Origin of the sequence: Nitratireductor sp. PBL-C9 (assembly GCF_050877045.1) — a bacterium.
GTDB lineage: Bacteria > Pseudomonadota > Alphaproteobacteria > Rhizobiales > Rhizobiaceae > Nitratireductor > Nitratireductor aquimarinus.
In genome coordinates this window covers 343,264-358,223 of record NZ_JBPAXW010000003.1, presented here as the reverse complement: position 1 = coordinate 358,223, position 14,960 = coordinate 343,264, and the positions used below count along the sequence as shown (strand labels likewise).

Annotated in this window: 12 protein-coding genes and 1 tRNA gene; 4 read left to right on the top strand and 9 right to left on the bottom strand. The window is 62.2% G+C overall.

Going from position 1 to position 14,960, the window contains the following annotated elements; translation table 11 throughout:
- Positions 1-170: 170 nt before the first annotated feature.
- A complete protein-coding gene (locus tag ACRTG1_RS09220; RefSeq protein ID WP_206544199.1) occupies positions 171-2,177 on the top strand; it encodes a BCCT family transporter in 2,007 nt (668 codons plus the stop codon).
- Positions 2,178-2,319: 142 nt separating this feature from the next.
- On the opposite strand, the gene ACRTG1_RS09215 is transcribed toward ACRTG1_RS09220, so the two are convergent.
- The 5 genes from ACRTG1_RS09215 to kynU all read right to left on the bottom strand — a co-directional run bounded on the left by ACRTG1_RS09215 (position 2,320) and on the right by kynU (position 9,530).
- Positions 2,320-3,027 carry a class I SAM-dependent methyltransferase gene (locus ACRTG1_RS09215; RefSeq protein WP_432516130.1) on the bottom strand — a complete coding sequence of 236 codons (708 nt, stop codon included), beginning with the start codon at positions 3,025-3,027 and terminating at the stop codon, positions 2,320-2,322.
- Between the two features lie 213 nt (positions 3,028-3,240).
- On the bottom strand, positions 3,241-3,723 hold the full coding sequence (locus ACRTG1_RS09210; RefSeq protein ID WP_113152956.1) for a MaoC family dehydratase: 483 nt from the start codon (positions 3,721-3,723) through the stop codon (positions 3,241-3,243).
- Between the two features lie 129 nt (positions 3,724-3,852).
- A complete protein-coding gene (locus ACRTG1_RS09205) occupies positions 3,853-6,978 on the bottom strand; it encodes an efflux RND transporter permease subunit (RefSeq protein WP_206544197.1) in 3,126 nt (1,041 codons plus the stop codon).
- The gene (locus tag ACRTG1_RS09200; RefSeq protein WP_432516129.1) at positions 6,975-8,141 is read right to left on the bottom strand and encodes an efflux RND transporter periplasmic adaptor subunit; all 1,167 of its coding nucleotides are present in this window, start codon (positions 8,139-8,141) and stop codon (positions 6,975-6,977) included. The genes ACRTG1_RS09205 and ACRTG1_RS09200 overlap by 4 nt, the downstream gene beginning before the upstream one ends.
- Positions 8,142-8,309: 168 nt before the next feature.
- A complete protein-coding gene (gene kynU, locus ACRTG1_RS09195; protein WP_432516210.1) occupies positions 8,310-9,530 on the bottom strand; it encodes a kynureninase in 1,221 nt (406 codons plus the stop codon).
- Positions 9,531-9,637: 107 nt separating this feature from the next.
- Here kynU and ACRTG1_RS09190 point away from each other — a divergent pair, with 107 nt between their 5' ends.
- The gene (locus ACRTG1_RS09190) at positions 9,638-10,360 is read left to right on the top strand and encodes a GntR family transcriptional regulator (protein ID WP_432516128.1); all 723 of its coding nucleotides are present in this window, start codon (positions 9,638-9,640) and stop codon (positions 10,358-10,360) included.
- Positions 10,361-10,411: 51 nt separating this feature from the next.
- Here ACRTG1_RS09190 and ACRTG1_RS09185 read toward each other — a convergent pair whose 3' ends face one another.
- The 3 genes from ACRTG1_RS09185 to cpdR form a co-directional block, all read right to left on the bottom strand.
- A complete protein-coding gene (locus ACRTG1_RS09185) occupies positions 10,412-11,053 on the bottom strand; it encodes a CatB-related O-acetyltransferase (protein WP_432516127.1) in 642 nt (213 codons plus the stop codon).
- A 173-nt stretch (positions 11,054-11,226) separates the two neighbouring features.
- A tRNA-Val gene (locus tag ACRTG1_RS09180) sits at positions 11,227-11,301 on the bottom strand.
- A 118-nt stretch (positions 11,302-11,419) separates the two neighbouring features.
- On the bottom strand, positions 11,420-11,782 hold the full coding sequence (gene cpdR, locus ACRTG1_RS09175; RefSeq protein ID WP_007008549.1) for a cell cycle two-component system response regulator CpdR: 363 nt from the start codon (positions 11,780-11,782) through the stop codon (positions 11,420-11,422).
- A 213-nt stretch (positions 11,783-11,995) separates the two neighbouring features.
- Here cpdR and ACRTG1_RS09170 point away from each other — a divergent pair, with 213 nt between their 5' ends.
- Entirely contained in the window at positions 11,996-12,886 is an 891-nt protein-coding gene (locus ACRTG1_RS09170) for an N-formylglutamate amidohydrolase (protein ID WP_432516126.1), read from the top strand.
- A 268-nt stretch (positions 12,887-13,154) separates the two neighbouring features.
- On the top strand, positions 13,155-13,925 hold the full coding sequence (gene hisN / locus ACRTG1_RS09165) for a histidinol-phosphatase (protein ID WP_206544194.1): 771 nt from the start codon (positions 13,155-13,157) through the stop codon (positions 13,923-13,925).
- 30 nt (positions 13,926-13,955) lie between these two features.
- On the opposite strand, the gene ACRTG1_RS09160 is transcribed toward hisN, so the two are convergent.
- A complete protein-coding gene (locus ACRTG1_RS09160; RefSeq protein WP_432516125.1) occupies positions 13,956-14,915 on the bottom strand; it encodes a lysophospholipase in 960 nt (319 codons plus the stop codon).
- Between the last annotated feature and the right edge of the window lie 45 nt (positions 14,916-14,960).

Here is a 14,960-nt window from a genome sequence, read left to right as displayed (position 1 = left end):
GACGTGTCTATCATTGACAAGTTAGCCGGCGGCAAGCAGAAACGGGAGGCCTGCCGCCGGTGCTCGATTTCAGCTTTTTTTGCCTTGTACAGGCTGTCAGCTTCTGTCGGGAGCTTTTATCGCGAGCGCCATCTGCCAGTTTCACAAACGGGAGCGCAAAGTAATTCCCCATGTTTAGTCGTTTTGTCATCAACCCGCCGGTCTTTTTCGGCTCGGTGATTATTATCGCCGTGTTTCTCCTGATCGGCGTTATCTTCCCCGGCCGGGCCGGCGATGTTTTTTCCGCCCTGCAAAGCAATATCCTGTCCGCATTCGGCTGGCTGTACCTGCTTTCCGTCGGTATTTTCCTTGCTTCCGTTCTTCTGTTTTCCATCGGCCGTTTCGGCAGGCTGAAGCTGGGACCGGACGATTCCGAGCCTGACTTCAAATACCATTCCTGGGTTGCCATGCTCTTTGCCGCCGGCATGGGCATCGGCCTGATGTTCTATGCCGTGGGCGAGCCCATGACGCATTTCCTCGCACCGCCCACTGCGGAGCCGGGCAGCATCGCCGCCATGCGCGAGTCCATGTCGGTCACCTTCTTCCACTGGGGCATTCACGCCTGGGCCATCTATGCGGTGGTCGGTCTGTCGCTCGCCTATTTCGGCTATCGCTACAACCTGCCGCTCACCATTCGTTCGGGCCTTTATCCGCTTCTGAAAGACCGCATCAATGGTCCCATTGGCCACGCGGTGGACATCTTCGCGATCGTCGGCACCATGTTCGGCATCGCCACGTCGCTCGGTCTTGGCGTGACGCAGATCAATGCCGGCCTCAACTATCTGGTCGGCGTTCCCATCGCCCCCTGGGTGCAGGTGCCGCTCATTGCGGTCATCACCGCGCTTGCCACCATTTCGGTCGTCACCGGCCTCGACAAGGGCGTGCGCATCCTCTCCGAGACCAACCTGATCGTCGCCGTTCTGTTGATGGTTTTCGTGCTGGTTGTCGGTCCGACATCGGCGCTGTTCCGCGATTTCGTGCAGAACATCGGTCTCTATCTCGACACGCTGGTGTTACGCACCTTCAACATCTACGCCTATGAGCCGACCCCGTGGATCGACGGCTGGACGCTGTTCTACTGGGCCTGGTGGATTTCCTGGTCGCCTTTCGTGGGCATGTTCATCGCCCGCATCTCGCGCGGCCGTACGGTGCGCCAGTTCGTGACGGCGGTTCTGTTCATCCCCGCCGGCTTCACCTTCTTCTGGATGACCGTGTTCGGCAACACCGCGATCTTCATCGACACCGGCGTTGCCGCCGGCGAGCTTGGCGCTGCGGTCGCGGCCGATGTTTCGGTCGGCCTGTTCCAGTTTTTCACCTACCTGCCGCTGACGGCGATCACCTCGACGCTGGCCGTCCTTCTGGTGGCGATCTTCTTTATAACCTCCTCGGATTCCGGCTCGCTGGTCATCGACACAATCGCCGCCGGTGGCGAAACCGAAACCACCACCCTGCAGCGCGTGTTCTGGTGCGGCATGGAAGGGCTGGTTGCGGCAAGCCTGCTTCTGGCAGGCGGGCTTGGCGCGTTGCAGTCTGCAACCGTCGCCAGTGCGCTGCCGTTCACCTTTGTCATGCTGGCGCTTGTCTGGGCGCTCTTCGTGGGCATGCGGGCAGACCTTGCCCAGCGTGAGGCGCATGCCGGAATTCCGCAGGTTGCGCCGGCGCATCCGGCTTCGGGCATCACCTGGCAGCGCCGGCTGAGCCTGATGATGCATGCGCCCAGCGAGAAGGAAATTCACACCTTCATTCAGAGCAATGTGAAGCCCGCGCTGGAGCAGGTTGCCAAGGAACTGACGGATCGCGGTCGCGAGGCCTTTGTCGAGGATGGAGAGGCGGGCGCCATCGCTCTGACCTCACCGGCTGAAGACATGCGCGACTTCGTCTATGGCGTTGCGCCCGTTTCTCAGAAACTGCCTGCATTCTCGGCGTTCGAGGCTGCGCGCTCGGGCCTGCGCTATGAGGCGCGGACGCAGTTCTCCAGCGGCAGCAAGGGCTATGACATCATGGGCATGACGCGCGATCAGATCATCCACGATGTTCTGATCCAGTATGAGCGTTATCTCTTGCTCGTGCAGTCGCCGGCCTCGGAGCTGGTTTCGGCTGCGCCGGAGCATGATGTTCAGGCTCTGACGGAAGAATAGGGGACCGGGCCGGTGGCGCACGCGCTGCCGGCCCGCCTCATGACTGCGCGGTTCATCGCCGGTCTTTATTGCAGGTGACGCTGTCGCCTGATCTCCCGCCGCTTCATTGCGTCAGGGGAGGCTCTTTATCAGTGATTGGCGGTTAGCCCGCCCGGATCGCCATGATCGATTTGTTGAGGAATGCGAGTTTCTCGAACAGGATCTCGCCATCGTCGAACAGACGCCGCATCTGGCGGGCCGAAATGAGCTTGTTGTGCTCGACCAGATCGCGCGCTTCCTCAAGGTCCGGGGTGCGCGGGAAAAAGCCCAGCTGAAAGCGCCTGACAAGGCCAACCTTCACACTGTTTGGCAGATACTGAAATCCCGGTGTCCGGAAGTGCGGCTCGAAGGGAAACCAGTAATTCGGCGTCTGCACGAAATAGCGCTTCGAAAGCCGCTTGGTGTTCTCGGCAAACTGGATCATCCGTTCCCAGCTTCCGACATGCTCGACCACGGAATTGGAATGCACCAGGTCGAAGCTCTCTCCCGCCAGGAGCTGCGGATCGGCAGCGTCACCGGCAAGTGAATCAAACAGTCCGGTGTTCCTGACGCGCTCGGCTTCGAGGTTGACGAGCGTAATTTTCAGATTCTGACGGTGTTTTTCAAGAAAATCGGATCCGATTTTCCAGTATTCCTCGGTTCCACCGAGGTCGAGAATACGAATCTGGGTTTTCTCTGAAAGAGCGTCCTCGATCAGTGTCCGTACATTTTGAAAACGCTTTGCCCGGAAATTGAACTCGATGCTTTTGGGATTGTCGTATGGAGTTTTCTTTGCTGGCTCATCAGTCAGAACTTTAAAGTCTGTAGTCATGAAAATATTCTTTTCGCGCCCGTCGCTCTGCGTTTCAGGCCTTATGATTTGATATTTGCGAAAGATAAAGAATAATTCTCTTATTCTGTCTCTTTCTGCAAAAAAACAGGTCGCTGAACAGTTGATTATGCAGCGCGCTTATGTCGTGTGCGAAAGCCACCGACTGTTGCAAGTCGCATCAGCCAGTGTTCGCCTGCTTCCTGCTTTGCGAAACTAGTCCTCGCGCGAGCGGTCCGGCATGGCAAGCGTCAGCCAGTGCGCGGTGAGGGCGGGTTTGATCGAGTTCTCGATCTCCACCGTCACATCGTAATTGACCTCTGCAATGCCCGAGGGGCGCAGCTTGATGTTGGCGAGCACGAAGCGTGCGCGAATGCGTGCGCCGCTGCGGATAGGAGCCAGAAAGCGGATGCGCTCAAAGCCGAAATTCACGCCCATCGCCGAACCGTCGAGACGGGGCACGGCCTCGAAAACCATGGTCGAGAGCAGCGAGAGCGACAGGAAACCATGTGCGATGGTTCCGCCATAGGGCGTCTCGCGTGCGGCGCGCTCTGGATCGGTGTGAATGAACTGGTGATCGTCCGTCGCCGCAGCGAACTGGTCGATCATCTCCTGGGTGACAACACGCCAGTCGGACAGGCCGACTTCCTGTCCCACCAGTTTCTGCGCTTCTTCAATGCTGATTGTCCCGGTGGTCAACGGGGCACTCCGTGGCTGTTGAGCTGGTCAGGCGGGCGGGATGGATCCCGCCTGCGCGCCGCGAACAGATACAGTTTTGTTTTGCGATTGTCACCCGCCTGGCGCCGCGCGATTGCGCGGCGCGCCCATTCAGGTGGTTTTGTCCCCAAGTCGGGTCGCATGATCGAGCTCGCGCACCAGCCGCGCCTCCTCTTCCGCCTTGGGCGTGATGAACCGGCCGAGCAGCAGATAGGCGACCGGCGTGAGGAAGAGGGTGGAGACGGTGGCAAGGCCGAGACCACCCACCATCACCCAGCCGAGCGCGATGCGCGCTTCTGCGCCTGCACCGCTTGCCATCACCAGCGGCACCCCGCCCACGATCGTGCAGATCATGGTCATCGCCACGGGCCGCAGGCGGATGAGGGACGCCTGTTCGATGGCTTCGCGCACCCCGAGCCCGCGGTCACGAAGCTGATTGGCGAACTCCACGATGAGGATGCCGTTCTTGGCCATGATGCCGACCAGAAGCACAAGGCCGATCTGGCTGTAGACGTTGAGGCTCGTGCCCGTCAGCAGCATGGCGAACACCGCGCAGGCCAGCCCCAGCGGCACCGTTGCCATGATGATCAGCGCACTGATGAAGCTCTCAAACTGCGCCGCCAGCACCAGAAGGATGATCACCAGCGCAAAGCCGAAGATGATCTGCATCGAATTGGCGGTTTCGCCAAGGGCCGCAGCCTCGCCAAGCGGGACAAGCCGCATGCCGGGTTCGAGCAGGGGCTCCGCGATCTCCTGCGCCCGCTGATAGGCTTCGCCCAGCGCAACACCCGGCGCAAGCGACGCGCTGACGCCCACGGCGCGCAGCTGGTTTTCGCGCGAGAGCGATGGCGGCACGGCCTGTTCTTCGAGCCGCGCGATCACCGAAAGCGGCACGAAACGCCCGTCACCGGCCTTCACATAGGTGTTTTCGAGGTCGGTCGGGTCATCGACCGGATTGGTGGTCGAGACGAGTTTCACGTCGACGCTGCGGTCGTTGATGAACACCGAGCCGATCCTGCGGCCGTCGAGCATGGCCTGGATCGTGTTGCCGAGTCCGTCAATGTCGATCCCCAGATCGAAGGCGCGGTCGCGGTCGATGGCGATGGAGAGCTGCGGCTGCGTGGAATCGCTGGAAAGCCGCGCCTGCCGGAAACTCGGATCTTCGCCCATGGCCTCCACGATGGTGGCGGCGGTGGCCGATAACTTTGTGAAATTGTTGCCCGCAACCGCGAAGCTCAGCCCGTTGCCCGCGCCACGGATGCCGAGGCTGTTGGGCTGGAAGACAAAGGCGCGCACACCCGGCTCATTGCGGACCCGTTCGGAGATGTCGGCGACGATTTCCTGCTGGCTGCGGTCGCGCTCGTCCCACGGGGCAAGCCGCAGTACCAGAAAGCCGCTATTGCCAGCACCCTGTCCGGCAATCGAGAAGGTGCTGACGATCTCGCCACTGTCGCGCAGCGGCTCGATCAGCGCTTCGATGCGGCGCAGGCGCTCTGCGAAATAATCGAGGCTCACACCCTGCGGTGCCGAGACCCGCATGAACGCCATGGAGCGGTCTTCGCTCGGCGTGATTTCGGATTTGATGAAGCCGAACGCGCCATAGGATGCGCCCGCAAACAGCACCGAAATGAGCAGGATCAGCGCCGGTGCATCGAGGCAGAAGCGCAGAAGTTTCCGATAGAGCGTCGTCATCGCGCCGCCCACCCTGGCGATGACGCCGGTGTCTTCGCGCGCTTCGCCTTCCGGATGCGCGATCAGCATGCGTGAGGCGAGCATCGGGCAGAGCGAAAGCGCGACCAGCGAAGACAGGAACACCGCCATCGCCAGCACGAAGCCGAATTCCTTGAACAGGCCGCCGGCCTGTCCCGGCAGGAAGGAGATCGGCACGAACACCGCGATCAGCGTTGCCGTGGTCGCAAGCACGGCGAAAAACACCTCCTGCGTGCCCAGAACGGCGGCTGCCCGCGCGCCCATGCCCTCATTGCGGCGGCGCACGATGTTCTCCAGAACCACGATGGCGTCGTCCACCACGAGGCCGGTGGCGAGCACCAGCGCCAGAAGGGTGAGAATGTTGATGGAGAAGCCCGCCAGATAGATCGTCGCCAGCGTGCCGATCAGGGCCACCGGAATGGCAAGCCCCGGAATGAGCGTCGCGCGGAAGTCGCGCAGGAACAGGAAGATCACCAGAAGCACGACCGTCACGGCGATCACCAGCGCGATTTCCACCTCATGGATTGCGCCATTGATGAAGGTCGCATCATCGCTGGTTACCTCAATGTCCACCCCGTCGGGCAGGGTGGTGCTCAGCTGCTCCACTGCGGCACGCACGCCGGACGAGATTTCCAGCGTGTTCGACTGGGCCTGACGCACGATGCCGATGCCGATGCCCGTGCGGCCATTGGCGCGTAACTGGCTTTCGCCGATGTCGCCGCCCAGCGTCACCGTAGCCACGTCGCCGAGCCGCACATGGTCTTTCAGATAGATCGCTTCGAACTGCCCGGGCGTCGAAATGGCCGCCGTCGCCCGCACCGTCAGGTTCTGCGTCGTGTTGCTCAGAGAGCCCGCCGGCGTGTCGAACGCGACCGTGCCAAGAGCTCTGGAGACATCGGCCACCGTCAGCCCAAGGCTCGAAAGCCTCGTCTGGTTGATGTCGATGCGGAAAATCTCCGTGCGGTCGCCATAGACCTGCACATCGGCAACGCCGGGCACGGCGGACAAGACGTCCACCACCTCGTCTTCCACCAGCGTCGTCATGTCCTGGATCGGCATGGTGGTGGAGGTGAGCGCAATGCGCATCACGGCCTGCGCGTCATTGTCGGCCTTGATGATGCGTGGTGCATCGGCGTCGTCGGGCAGGCTGTTCTGGATGCGGCTCACCGCGTCGCGAAGGTCGGAGGCGGCGGTGTCGAGGTTGACGCTGTCGCTGAACTCCACCGTCACGCGGCTGCGCCCGTAATAGGAATCCGACGAGATCGCCTGCACGCCCGGCACGCGGGCGACGGCGCCTTCGATGATCGCGGTCACTTCGCGATCCATGGTTTCGGCTGCCGCGCCGGAGAAATTGGTCGAGACGGTGATCACCGGGCGGTCCACGTCCGGCAGTTCGCGCACCTCGATGCCGAACAGCGCCGCCAGACCCGCAACGGCGATCAGCGTGTTGAAGACGAAGGCCAGAACGGGTCGCCTTACGAAAAGGGCGGTAATGCCCGTCTGGGCGTTGTGGAGCGCTTCCCTCACGTCGCTGACCCTTCCGCGGTGGCAAGGCGCGATCCGGCGCTGGCCGGGTTCCCGGCCGTGTTCACCGGCGCGCCTTCACGCATGTTGTGAATGCCCTGCGTCACCACCAGATCCCCTTCGGCGAACTCGGCGTCGACCAGCACGCTGTCTGCATTACGCTGGATGATCCGCACCGGCTTCTGGCGAGCCTTCCCGCTCTCCACGATCCACACAAACGGCCCGTCCGCGCTCCACTGCACGGCCAGCGGATCGATTGCCGGATAGGTTTCGCCAGGGAAGCGCATGGTGATGGTGAAGGCCATGCCCGCGCGCAGCCGGTCGTCCGGGTTCTCGATGCGGCCTTCCACGCGCAGCGTGCGGCTGTCGGGGTCGATGCGGTTGTCGAGCGCGCTGATTTCGCCCTCATGAACGGAAGAGCTGCGCGCGACCGAAGCTGCGGTCAGCGGCGCGCCGATCTCGATCAGGTCGGCATAGCGCTCGGGAATCCAGAAATCGACGAGGATCTGCGAGCGGTCGTCAATGGTCGCGATCTCGGTGCTGTTGGTTACATAGCTGCCGGCGGAAATCGGCAGAATGCCGACCGTGCCGTCGATGGGGGCGGTGATGGAGCGGCGGTCGAGCGCCAGCTGCGCTTCCCGCTTGGCAAGCTCGGCATTGCGTAACGCCAGCTCCGCTTCGTTCTGTTGCACCACGCTCACCGTGTTCGAGGCGCGCAGCGCCATGATGCGCTCAAGCTTCGTCGTGGCGTCGTCGAGCGCGATGACGGCGCGGTCGAGCGCAATCTCTTCGGAATCCGAATCCAGCTTTGCGATCAAATCGCCGGCCTGAACCTCCGCGCCCGATGCGACGGCAAGCTCGGTCAGCGTGCCGGAGGTGAGCGGGTTCACCGAAACCGACCGCAGCGCGCGGCCGGTGCCGATGGCGTTCAGCCTGTCATTGATCGTGGCATAGGCCACCGGTGCGGTGACCACGGGACCGGGCGCGCCGCCACCCGGGCCGCGCTGCCCATTGCCTGAAGCGGCTCCACTCGTGGCTGCAGGCGCCTCATCCATCAGGCCCGCACGGGCCAGAATGTTCTGCGCGCCGGGATAATACCAGAACCACGCCAGCGCGGCGGCAACGAGAATGAGGAGGCAGAGAACTGCCTGTTTCCAGAAAGACATGCACGCTCCGGCTGTTATCTTGTGGCGGTGGAGGTGGCATTCATCAGCCGGTATACCGGTCGCTTCAGGCCACTTGTCTTATGCCAGCTTCCGGGCGGCTTTTCATCTGTTCTAGTATTAAATTCTCGTAAGGCTAGGGCAGGGCACGCGGGCCGAAATGGCCGCGGTTCAGGTCACCTTGGCGCGTTTGCGGTAGATTTCCTGATCCCACAGCCGCTCCCGCATGACCCGTTCCAGGATCTCTGCCGCCGTGACGATATCCGCATGGCTGAGATAGAGCGGCGTCATGCCGAAGCGCAGAATGTCGGGCGCGCGGAAGTCGCCGATCACGCCATTGGCGATCAGCGCCTGCATCACCGCATAGCCTTCCGGATGGCGGAAGGAAACCTGGCTGCCGCGCTGGTCATGGTCGCGCGGGGTCGCCAGTTCCAGCTCCGGGCAGCGCTGCTCAACCTCGGCGATGAACCGGTCGCAAAGCTGCTGCGACTTCTCGCGCACCAGCGCCATGTCGACGCCGTCGAAGGCGTCCAGCGCCCTGTCGAGCGATGACATGGAAAGGATTGGCGGCGTGCCGACCATCATGCGCGCAATGCCGTCTGCCGGCGTGTAGTTCTCGGTGAAGGCGAAGGGCGTCTGATGCCCCATCCAGCCCGAAAGCGCCGGGGCCACATGCGCCACGTGGCGCTCTGCAATGTAGAGGAAAGCGGGCGCGCCGGGGCCGCCATTCAGATATTTGTAGCCGCAGCCAATGGCAAAATCTGCGCCCGCTGCGTCCAGATGAACCGGAAAAGCACCGGCGCTGTGGCAAAGATCCCAGATCGCAAGCGCGCCCTTGTCGTGGATGTGCTTCGTCATCGCCGCCATGTCGTAGCGCCGGCCCGTGCGGTAATCGACCTCGGTCAAAAGCACCGCCGCCACGTTTTCGTCGACGGCTTCTTCCATATCGTCGGCGGTCGCCAGTTTCAGCTCGTAACCCTGGCCCAGAAGACGCGCGAGCCCGTCCGCAACATAGAGATCGGTCGGGAAATTGTTGCGGTCGGAAAGGATCACGCGGCGGTCAGGTCTGAGCGAAAGGGCTGCCGAAAGGACCTTGAACACGTTGATCGTCGTGGAATCGCCAACCGCGACACTGTCTTTCTTTGCGCCCACCAGCCGGGCGATCTTGCCCGCGACGCGCGCCGGCAGGTCGATCCAGCCGGCATCGTTCCAGCCGCGCACGAGCCGCTCGCCCCATTGCTGTTCCACCACGCCCTTCATGTGCGCGCTGAGGCCGGCCGGCAGAACGCCCAGGCTGTTGCCGTCCAGATAGATCACGCCTTCGGGCAGGGCAAAGCGCTCGCGAAACGCCTTCAGCGGGTCCAGCCGGTCGGCCTCATCGGCCCGCGCCATCGTCTGTGTGTCCTGATTGTCCGCCCGTGCATTCATTGGTCGCTATCCCACTGGATCGAATTATTATATATAATATGATTGATTATATGGGATTTCAGGTCAAGACAATGCTTCAGACCAAAACTCCGGAAGGCGAGGGCGGCGTTGCAGCGCTGAAGCGCGACATTGTGAGCGGCGTTCTCGCACCGGGGGAGCCGCTGCGCCTGATGGCGCTCTCGAAGCGCTATGGCGTTGGCTACACGCCGCTGCGTGAGGCGCTGTCGCGGTTCGGGGAGGCGGGGCTTGTGGTGCTGAGCCCCAACAGGGGTTACCGGGTGGCTCCCGTTTCGTTTGCGGAGCTGGAGGACCTTGAGCAGTCGCGTGCTTTGATCGAGGTGGCGCTTCTGGAAGACGCCATCGCCCATGGCGACCTTGCGTGGGAGGCTGCCATCGTTGCCGCGCATCATCGTCTTGCGCGCGCCTCGGCCGCGCTGGATGACGGTGCGCAGGCCTATTCGGAGTGGATGGAGGCGCATGACGCCTTTCACGCCGCGCTTCTTGCAGCTGCACGCTCTGTCTGGCTGAAATCGTTTCAGCGGCAGCTTTCCGAGCAATTGCGCCGCCACCACCACGCGCTTCTCTTTCCCCCTGCCGATGCGGGCGGGGAGGTCATCACCCATGACCCGGCAACGCGGGCGCTTCTTGAGGAGGCGCTTGCTCTTGAAGGGCACACACGTCTGATGGATGCAGCACTTGCCCGCGATGCGGGCAAAGCCGCCACGCTGCTGCGCGCCCATGTGCAGTTCACGCTGGCCGTGCACCGCGCGGCATCCGGTGGCGAGGGGGCGTGAAGGGCTTGCCCGTCGGCGCAGAAGGTTGTTCCGCTGCCGACAGGCTCTTCGCTATGCTTTGTTGTCGCGATCCCAGGCAGCGCTTGCCGCTTCAAGGGCGTCAATGTCCGCCGCACATATGGCGTCCCGCAGGGAGGTAAACTTCTCTTCTGGCCACTGGTAAAGGCCCAGTGCAAGCAGCTTTTCGATGGTCGCGTCGTCGAAGCGCTTGCGCAGCTCCACGGCGGGGTTTCCACCGACGATCGCATAGGGTGCCACGTCTTTCGTGACGATCGCGCCCGAGGCGATCACCGCGCCTTCGCCGATCACGACGCCGGGCATGATCATGGCGCGCATGCCGATCCATGCGCCGTCATGGATATGTGTGTCGCCCTTGCCGACATAGGCGTCGCCGATTTTGTCAGCGAACGGATAGAGGCTGAACCAGTCCATGCGGTGCGTGTGGTTGCCGCCCATCAGGATCACGGCTTCCGCGCCGATACAGACATAGTCGCCGATATAGAGCTGATCGACTGGCCATTGCGAGGTCCATGCCGAGCGGCTGTATTCGTCCCCGTAGAGGTAGCGAACGACGCTCTCCTCGAAACTGCCGGTCCACGCATCGCTGTAATAGCTATGCGTTCCACGCAGATGGATGTTCGGATTGGAAACGGTTTCGTGAAGGTGTTCGACCCGTGACCAGTGCTTGTTCATCGTTCTTCTCCTTGACCGGTCGCCGATGCCTGTGGGCCAAAGCCAGCGCGCGCCGCAAATCGCAGCGGTTGCGGTGCTCACATGGAGATCGAAAAGCGCTTCTTGGAAAAGAAGTGCCGAACCCGGGAGCGGTCCGAAATCATCAGCTGATTGCTTGATGTAAGGGGGGGGGATGGTGGGCGTGACTGGGATTGAACCAGTGACCCCTACGATGTCAACGTAGTGCTCTCCCGCTGAGCTACACGCCCATCCGACGCCGCGCATAGATCACACAAATCAGGCCGGCGTCAATAGGTAGTTTGAGTGTTTTTACCGCAATGTGACGATCACTCTGCCGGCTCTCGCCGAACGCCTTGAAAACCGCGGTCAGGCGGCCTGCAAAAGTTTCTCCACCTCGTTCACGAGGTCACGCAGATGGAAGGGCTTGGAGAGAACTTTCGCGTCCTGCGGTGCGTTCGAATCGGGATTGAGCGCGACAGCCGCGAATCCCGTGATGAACATCACCTTCAGATCCGGATCGATCTCGGTGGCGCGGCGAGCCAGCTCGATGCCGTCCATCTCGGGCATCACGATGTCGGTCAACAGAAGGGAGAAGGGTTCTTCGCGCAGCCTGTCATAAGCGCCGGCGCCATTGTCGAAGTCGACGACCTCGTAACCAGCCCGCTCCAGCGCCTTCACCAGAAAGCGCCGCATATCATTGTCGTCTTCCGCCAGGAGAATCCGTGCCATTTTGCCGTCCAGATAGTGCGAGAGCGATTGACCCGCAAACGCTTGCCCAAAAATCGCTTGCCCACAATTCACTTGAATGAGACCAGCTATATGATTCCAGCGTGGTAAATATCAAGTGAAACCTGCTGATCCAGCTTGTGGACTGGCTGGACAGGCGTGCGCACGAATGGCAGATTTTATACCGAAATAGTATGCCGGAGGCGTGAAAATCGTATGACTGCCGCAGCGGATTTTGCGAAAATCCCCGCTTTCGAGGTGCGTTCTCCTGCGTTCCAGACTGCTCCCTTCGTTTTCAACTCGCCGCATAGCGGACGACATTATCCCCAGCGCTTCCTCGACATGAGTCGTCTGGATGCGACCATGATCAGGCGCTCCGAAGACTGCTATGTGGATGAGCTCTTCTCCGGCGTGGTCGCCTGTGGCGCGCCGCTTCTCACCGCCAATTTTCCGCGCGCCTATCTGGATGTGAACCGCGAGCCGTGGGAACTCGACCCGCGCATGTTCTCCGAGCCGGTGCCGCCTTACGCCAATATCCGCTCGCCGCGTGTGGCCGGTGGGCTCGGCACCGTGCCCAAGCTGGTGGGCGAGGGGATGAACATCTATCAGGGCCGCCTGCCGCTGGCCGAGGCCGTGTCGCGCATCGAGACCATCTACGTGCCCTATCACGAGCGCCTGAAGCGCCTTTTGATCGACACGCACTGCACCTTCGGCCACGGCATTCTGATCGATTGCCACTCCATGCCGGCGGGTGTGCGTTCCGGCGATGGCGCGCTGCGGCCCGATTTCATCATCGGTGACCGCTTCGGCGTTTCCGCCGCTTCGGCACTCACCGAATGCGTGATCGGTCTCCTGGCGGCGCGCGGCTATTGCGTGGTGCACAACAAGCCCTATGCCGGTGGTTTCATCACCGAGCATTACGGCCGCCCCGCACAGGGGCTTCACGCGCTGCAGATCGAAATCAACCGCAGCCTCTATATGGATGAGCGCACACTGGAGAAGAGGCCGGGCTTCAACGCGCTGATGGACGATCTCACCGGCTTCGTGCGTGAGCTGATGGCGATCGCCGGGCAGTATTTCACCGACTATCCGCTCGCCGCCGAGTGAAATCACGGTTTGCTGCGGTGCAGCAAATTTGCTCTGGACGGGGACAAAAAAAGACCGCATCGCCCTGGCGATACGGCCAAAAGTCTAGGGAGGAAACGCCCAATAAGGGCATCCGGCAGATCAACTGCCTGAACAAAGTCTATGTTGCGATGCACAATTGTCAAGCGTTAACCGTAACGCGCCCATTGCAAACCGCGCCAAACGCGGCAAAGATCGCCGCTCTTAACAGCCCTTTCAGGCAGCGAATCCGTAAATTCAGGAGAGTTCCATGACCGTGTCGCCGGCTTTGATGCGCCGCATTGCCGAGGCCGCTGCAGCCCAGACCCTGCCGCGCTTCCGTCAGCCGGTGTTGATCGACAACAAGCTCGAAAGCGGTTTCGATCCGGTCACGGAGGCTGACCGCGAGGCCGAGCGCGCCATTCGCGGGCTGATCAGCGAGGCGTTTCCCGATCACGGCATTCTGGGTGAGGAGTTCGGCCTTGAAGGCGAGGCGAGCGATCACCGCTGGATCATCGATCCCATCGATGGCACGCGCGCCTTCATTTCCGGCCTGCCGCTCTGGGGCACGCTGGTGGGGCTCACCGTATCGGGCCGCGCCGTTGCCGGCATGATGTCCCAGCCCTTTACCGGCGAGCTCTTCTATACGGTTGGCGATGGCGCGCATTACGAGGGGCCGGGCGGCCCACGCCGTCTCAAGACGCGCGACACGACCGAGCTGTCCGACGCTACGCTGTGCACCACCACGCCGGCGCTGTTCGATCCGCTGCACCGCGCCGCCTATGACCGGGTGGAAAATTCGGTCTGCCTCGCCCGCTACGGCACCGATTGCTACGCCTACGCCATGCTGGCAGCGGGCCAGATCGATCTGGTCATCGAGACCGGTCTTCAGACTTACGACATCGCTGCGCTTGTCCCGATCATCGAGCAGGCGGGCGGCGTGATCACCAGCTGGGCCGGCGGCCGTCCTGAGAGCGGAGGCGACATCATCGCCGCCGCCACGCCCGAACTGCACAAGAAGGCGATGGCGCTTCTGCGCTAGAACACTGCGGCAGAGAACCCGCTCTGGCGTTCAGAAATTGATGTCGCCGGTGCCTTCCACGAAGGCGAAGAAGGCGGCCATCACCTGTTCCCGGTAAAGGTCTGCCTCCTGCAGCAATTCGTGCCGCGCGCCATCAATGGTCAGGAGCGATGTGCTGCGTAACTGCCGGGAAAAGCGCTCGATTGCCGGGTTGGAGACCACGCGGTCCGCACCGGCCGAAAGGATGAGCGAGGGAATGTGGATCCGCGCGGCAAAGGCCGGGTCCGTCACCCGTTCGATGGCCAGAAACATGGCGCGCGTCCAGGCGACCGTCGGCCCGTTGATGGCAAGTCCGGGCCAGGCGCTGACCGTCGCCCGGTTGCGGGCAAAGCGCTGCGGGTCGGAACTCAGCGCCGCCGGCGAAAATTCAGGCATTTTCATCCGGTTGCGGCGGCCCGGCATATACATTCGGCCAAGTCCCAAAGCGTAGAGAAGCTGCGCGAAGTGCGACACCCAGCGTGTCGTTCTGGGCGAGACCGGAAGTCCCAGAAGCGGCGTGCAAAGCACCATGCGGCGCACCCGGTTGGCCATCATGGGTGCGGCCAGAAGCGCAATCAGAACGCCGGTGGAATGGGCGAGAATGTAGTAGGGGCCGCGGCAGTCGGGCAGCACCACCTGTTCGAAGAACGCATCCAGGTCGCGCACATAATCGTCGAAGCTCTCAACATAGCCCCGATTGGCGTCCGGCAGCAGTCTCTGCGAGCGCCCCTGTCCGCGCCAGTCCAGTATCGCCGCGCCATAGCCGCGTTCGGTCAGGTCGTTCGCGGTCTCGAAATATTTCTCGATATACTCGTTGCGGCCGGGCAGGATCACCACCGTGCCGTGTTTCTCGGCTCCGCGTTCCGGCGCGCGCGCAAAGCGGATCGAAACCCCGTCCTTCGTCTGGAACAGGTCCGCCTTCATCCCCTCGGGCGGGGGATTTTCCGGAACGACGATAAGCAGGTCATTCATGCAGGATCGTGGACCTCAAGAGCGGCTTTGAGGGGTGTGGAAGAT

Coding starts and splice junctions, on each gene's coding strand:
- ACRTG1_RS09220 (WP_206544199.1), top strand. CDS start 171: ATGTTTAGTCGTTTTGTCATCAACCCGCCGGTCTTTTTCGGCTCGGTG.
- ACRTG1_RS09215 (WP_432516130.1), bottom strand. CDS start 3,027: ATGACTACAGACTTTAAAGTTCTGACTGATGAGCCAGCAAAGAAAACT.
- ACRTG1_RS09200 (WP_432516129.1), bottom strand. CDS start 8,141: ATGTCTTTCTGGAAACAGGCAGTTCTCTGCCTCCTCATTCTCGTTGCC.
- kynU (WP_432516210.1), bottom strand. CDS start 9,530: ATGGCGCGGGCCGATGAGGCCGACCGGCTGGACCCGCTGAAGGCGTTT.
- ACRTG1_RS09190 (WP_432516128.1), top strand. CDS start 9,638: ATGCTTCAGACCAAAACTCCGGAAGGCGAGGGCGGCGTTGCAGCGCTG.
- ACRTG1_RS09185 (WP_432516127.1), bottom strand. CDS start 11,053: ATGAACAAGCACTGGTCACGGGTCGAACACCTTCACGAAACCGTTTCC.
- cpdR (WP_007008549.1), bottom strand. CDS start 11,782: ATGGCACGGATTCTCCTGGCGGAAGACGACAATGATATGCGGCGCTTT.
- ACRTG1_RS09170 (WP_432516126.1), top strand. CDS start 11,996: ATGACTGCCGCAGCGGATTTTGCGAAAATCCCCGCTTTCGAGGTGCGT.
- hisN (WP_206544194.1), top strand. CDS start 13,155: ATGACCGTGTCGCCGGCTTTGATGCGCCGCATTGCCGAGGCCGCTGCA.
- ACRTG1_RS09160 (WP_432516125.1), bottom strand. CDS start 14,915: ATGAATGACCTGCTTATCGTCGTTCCGGAAAATCCCCCGCCCGAGGGG.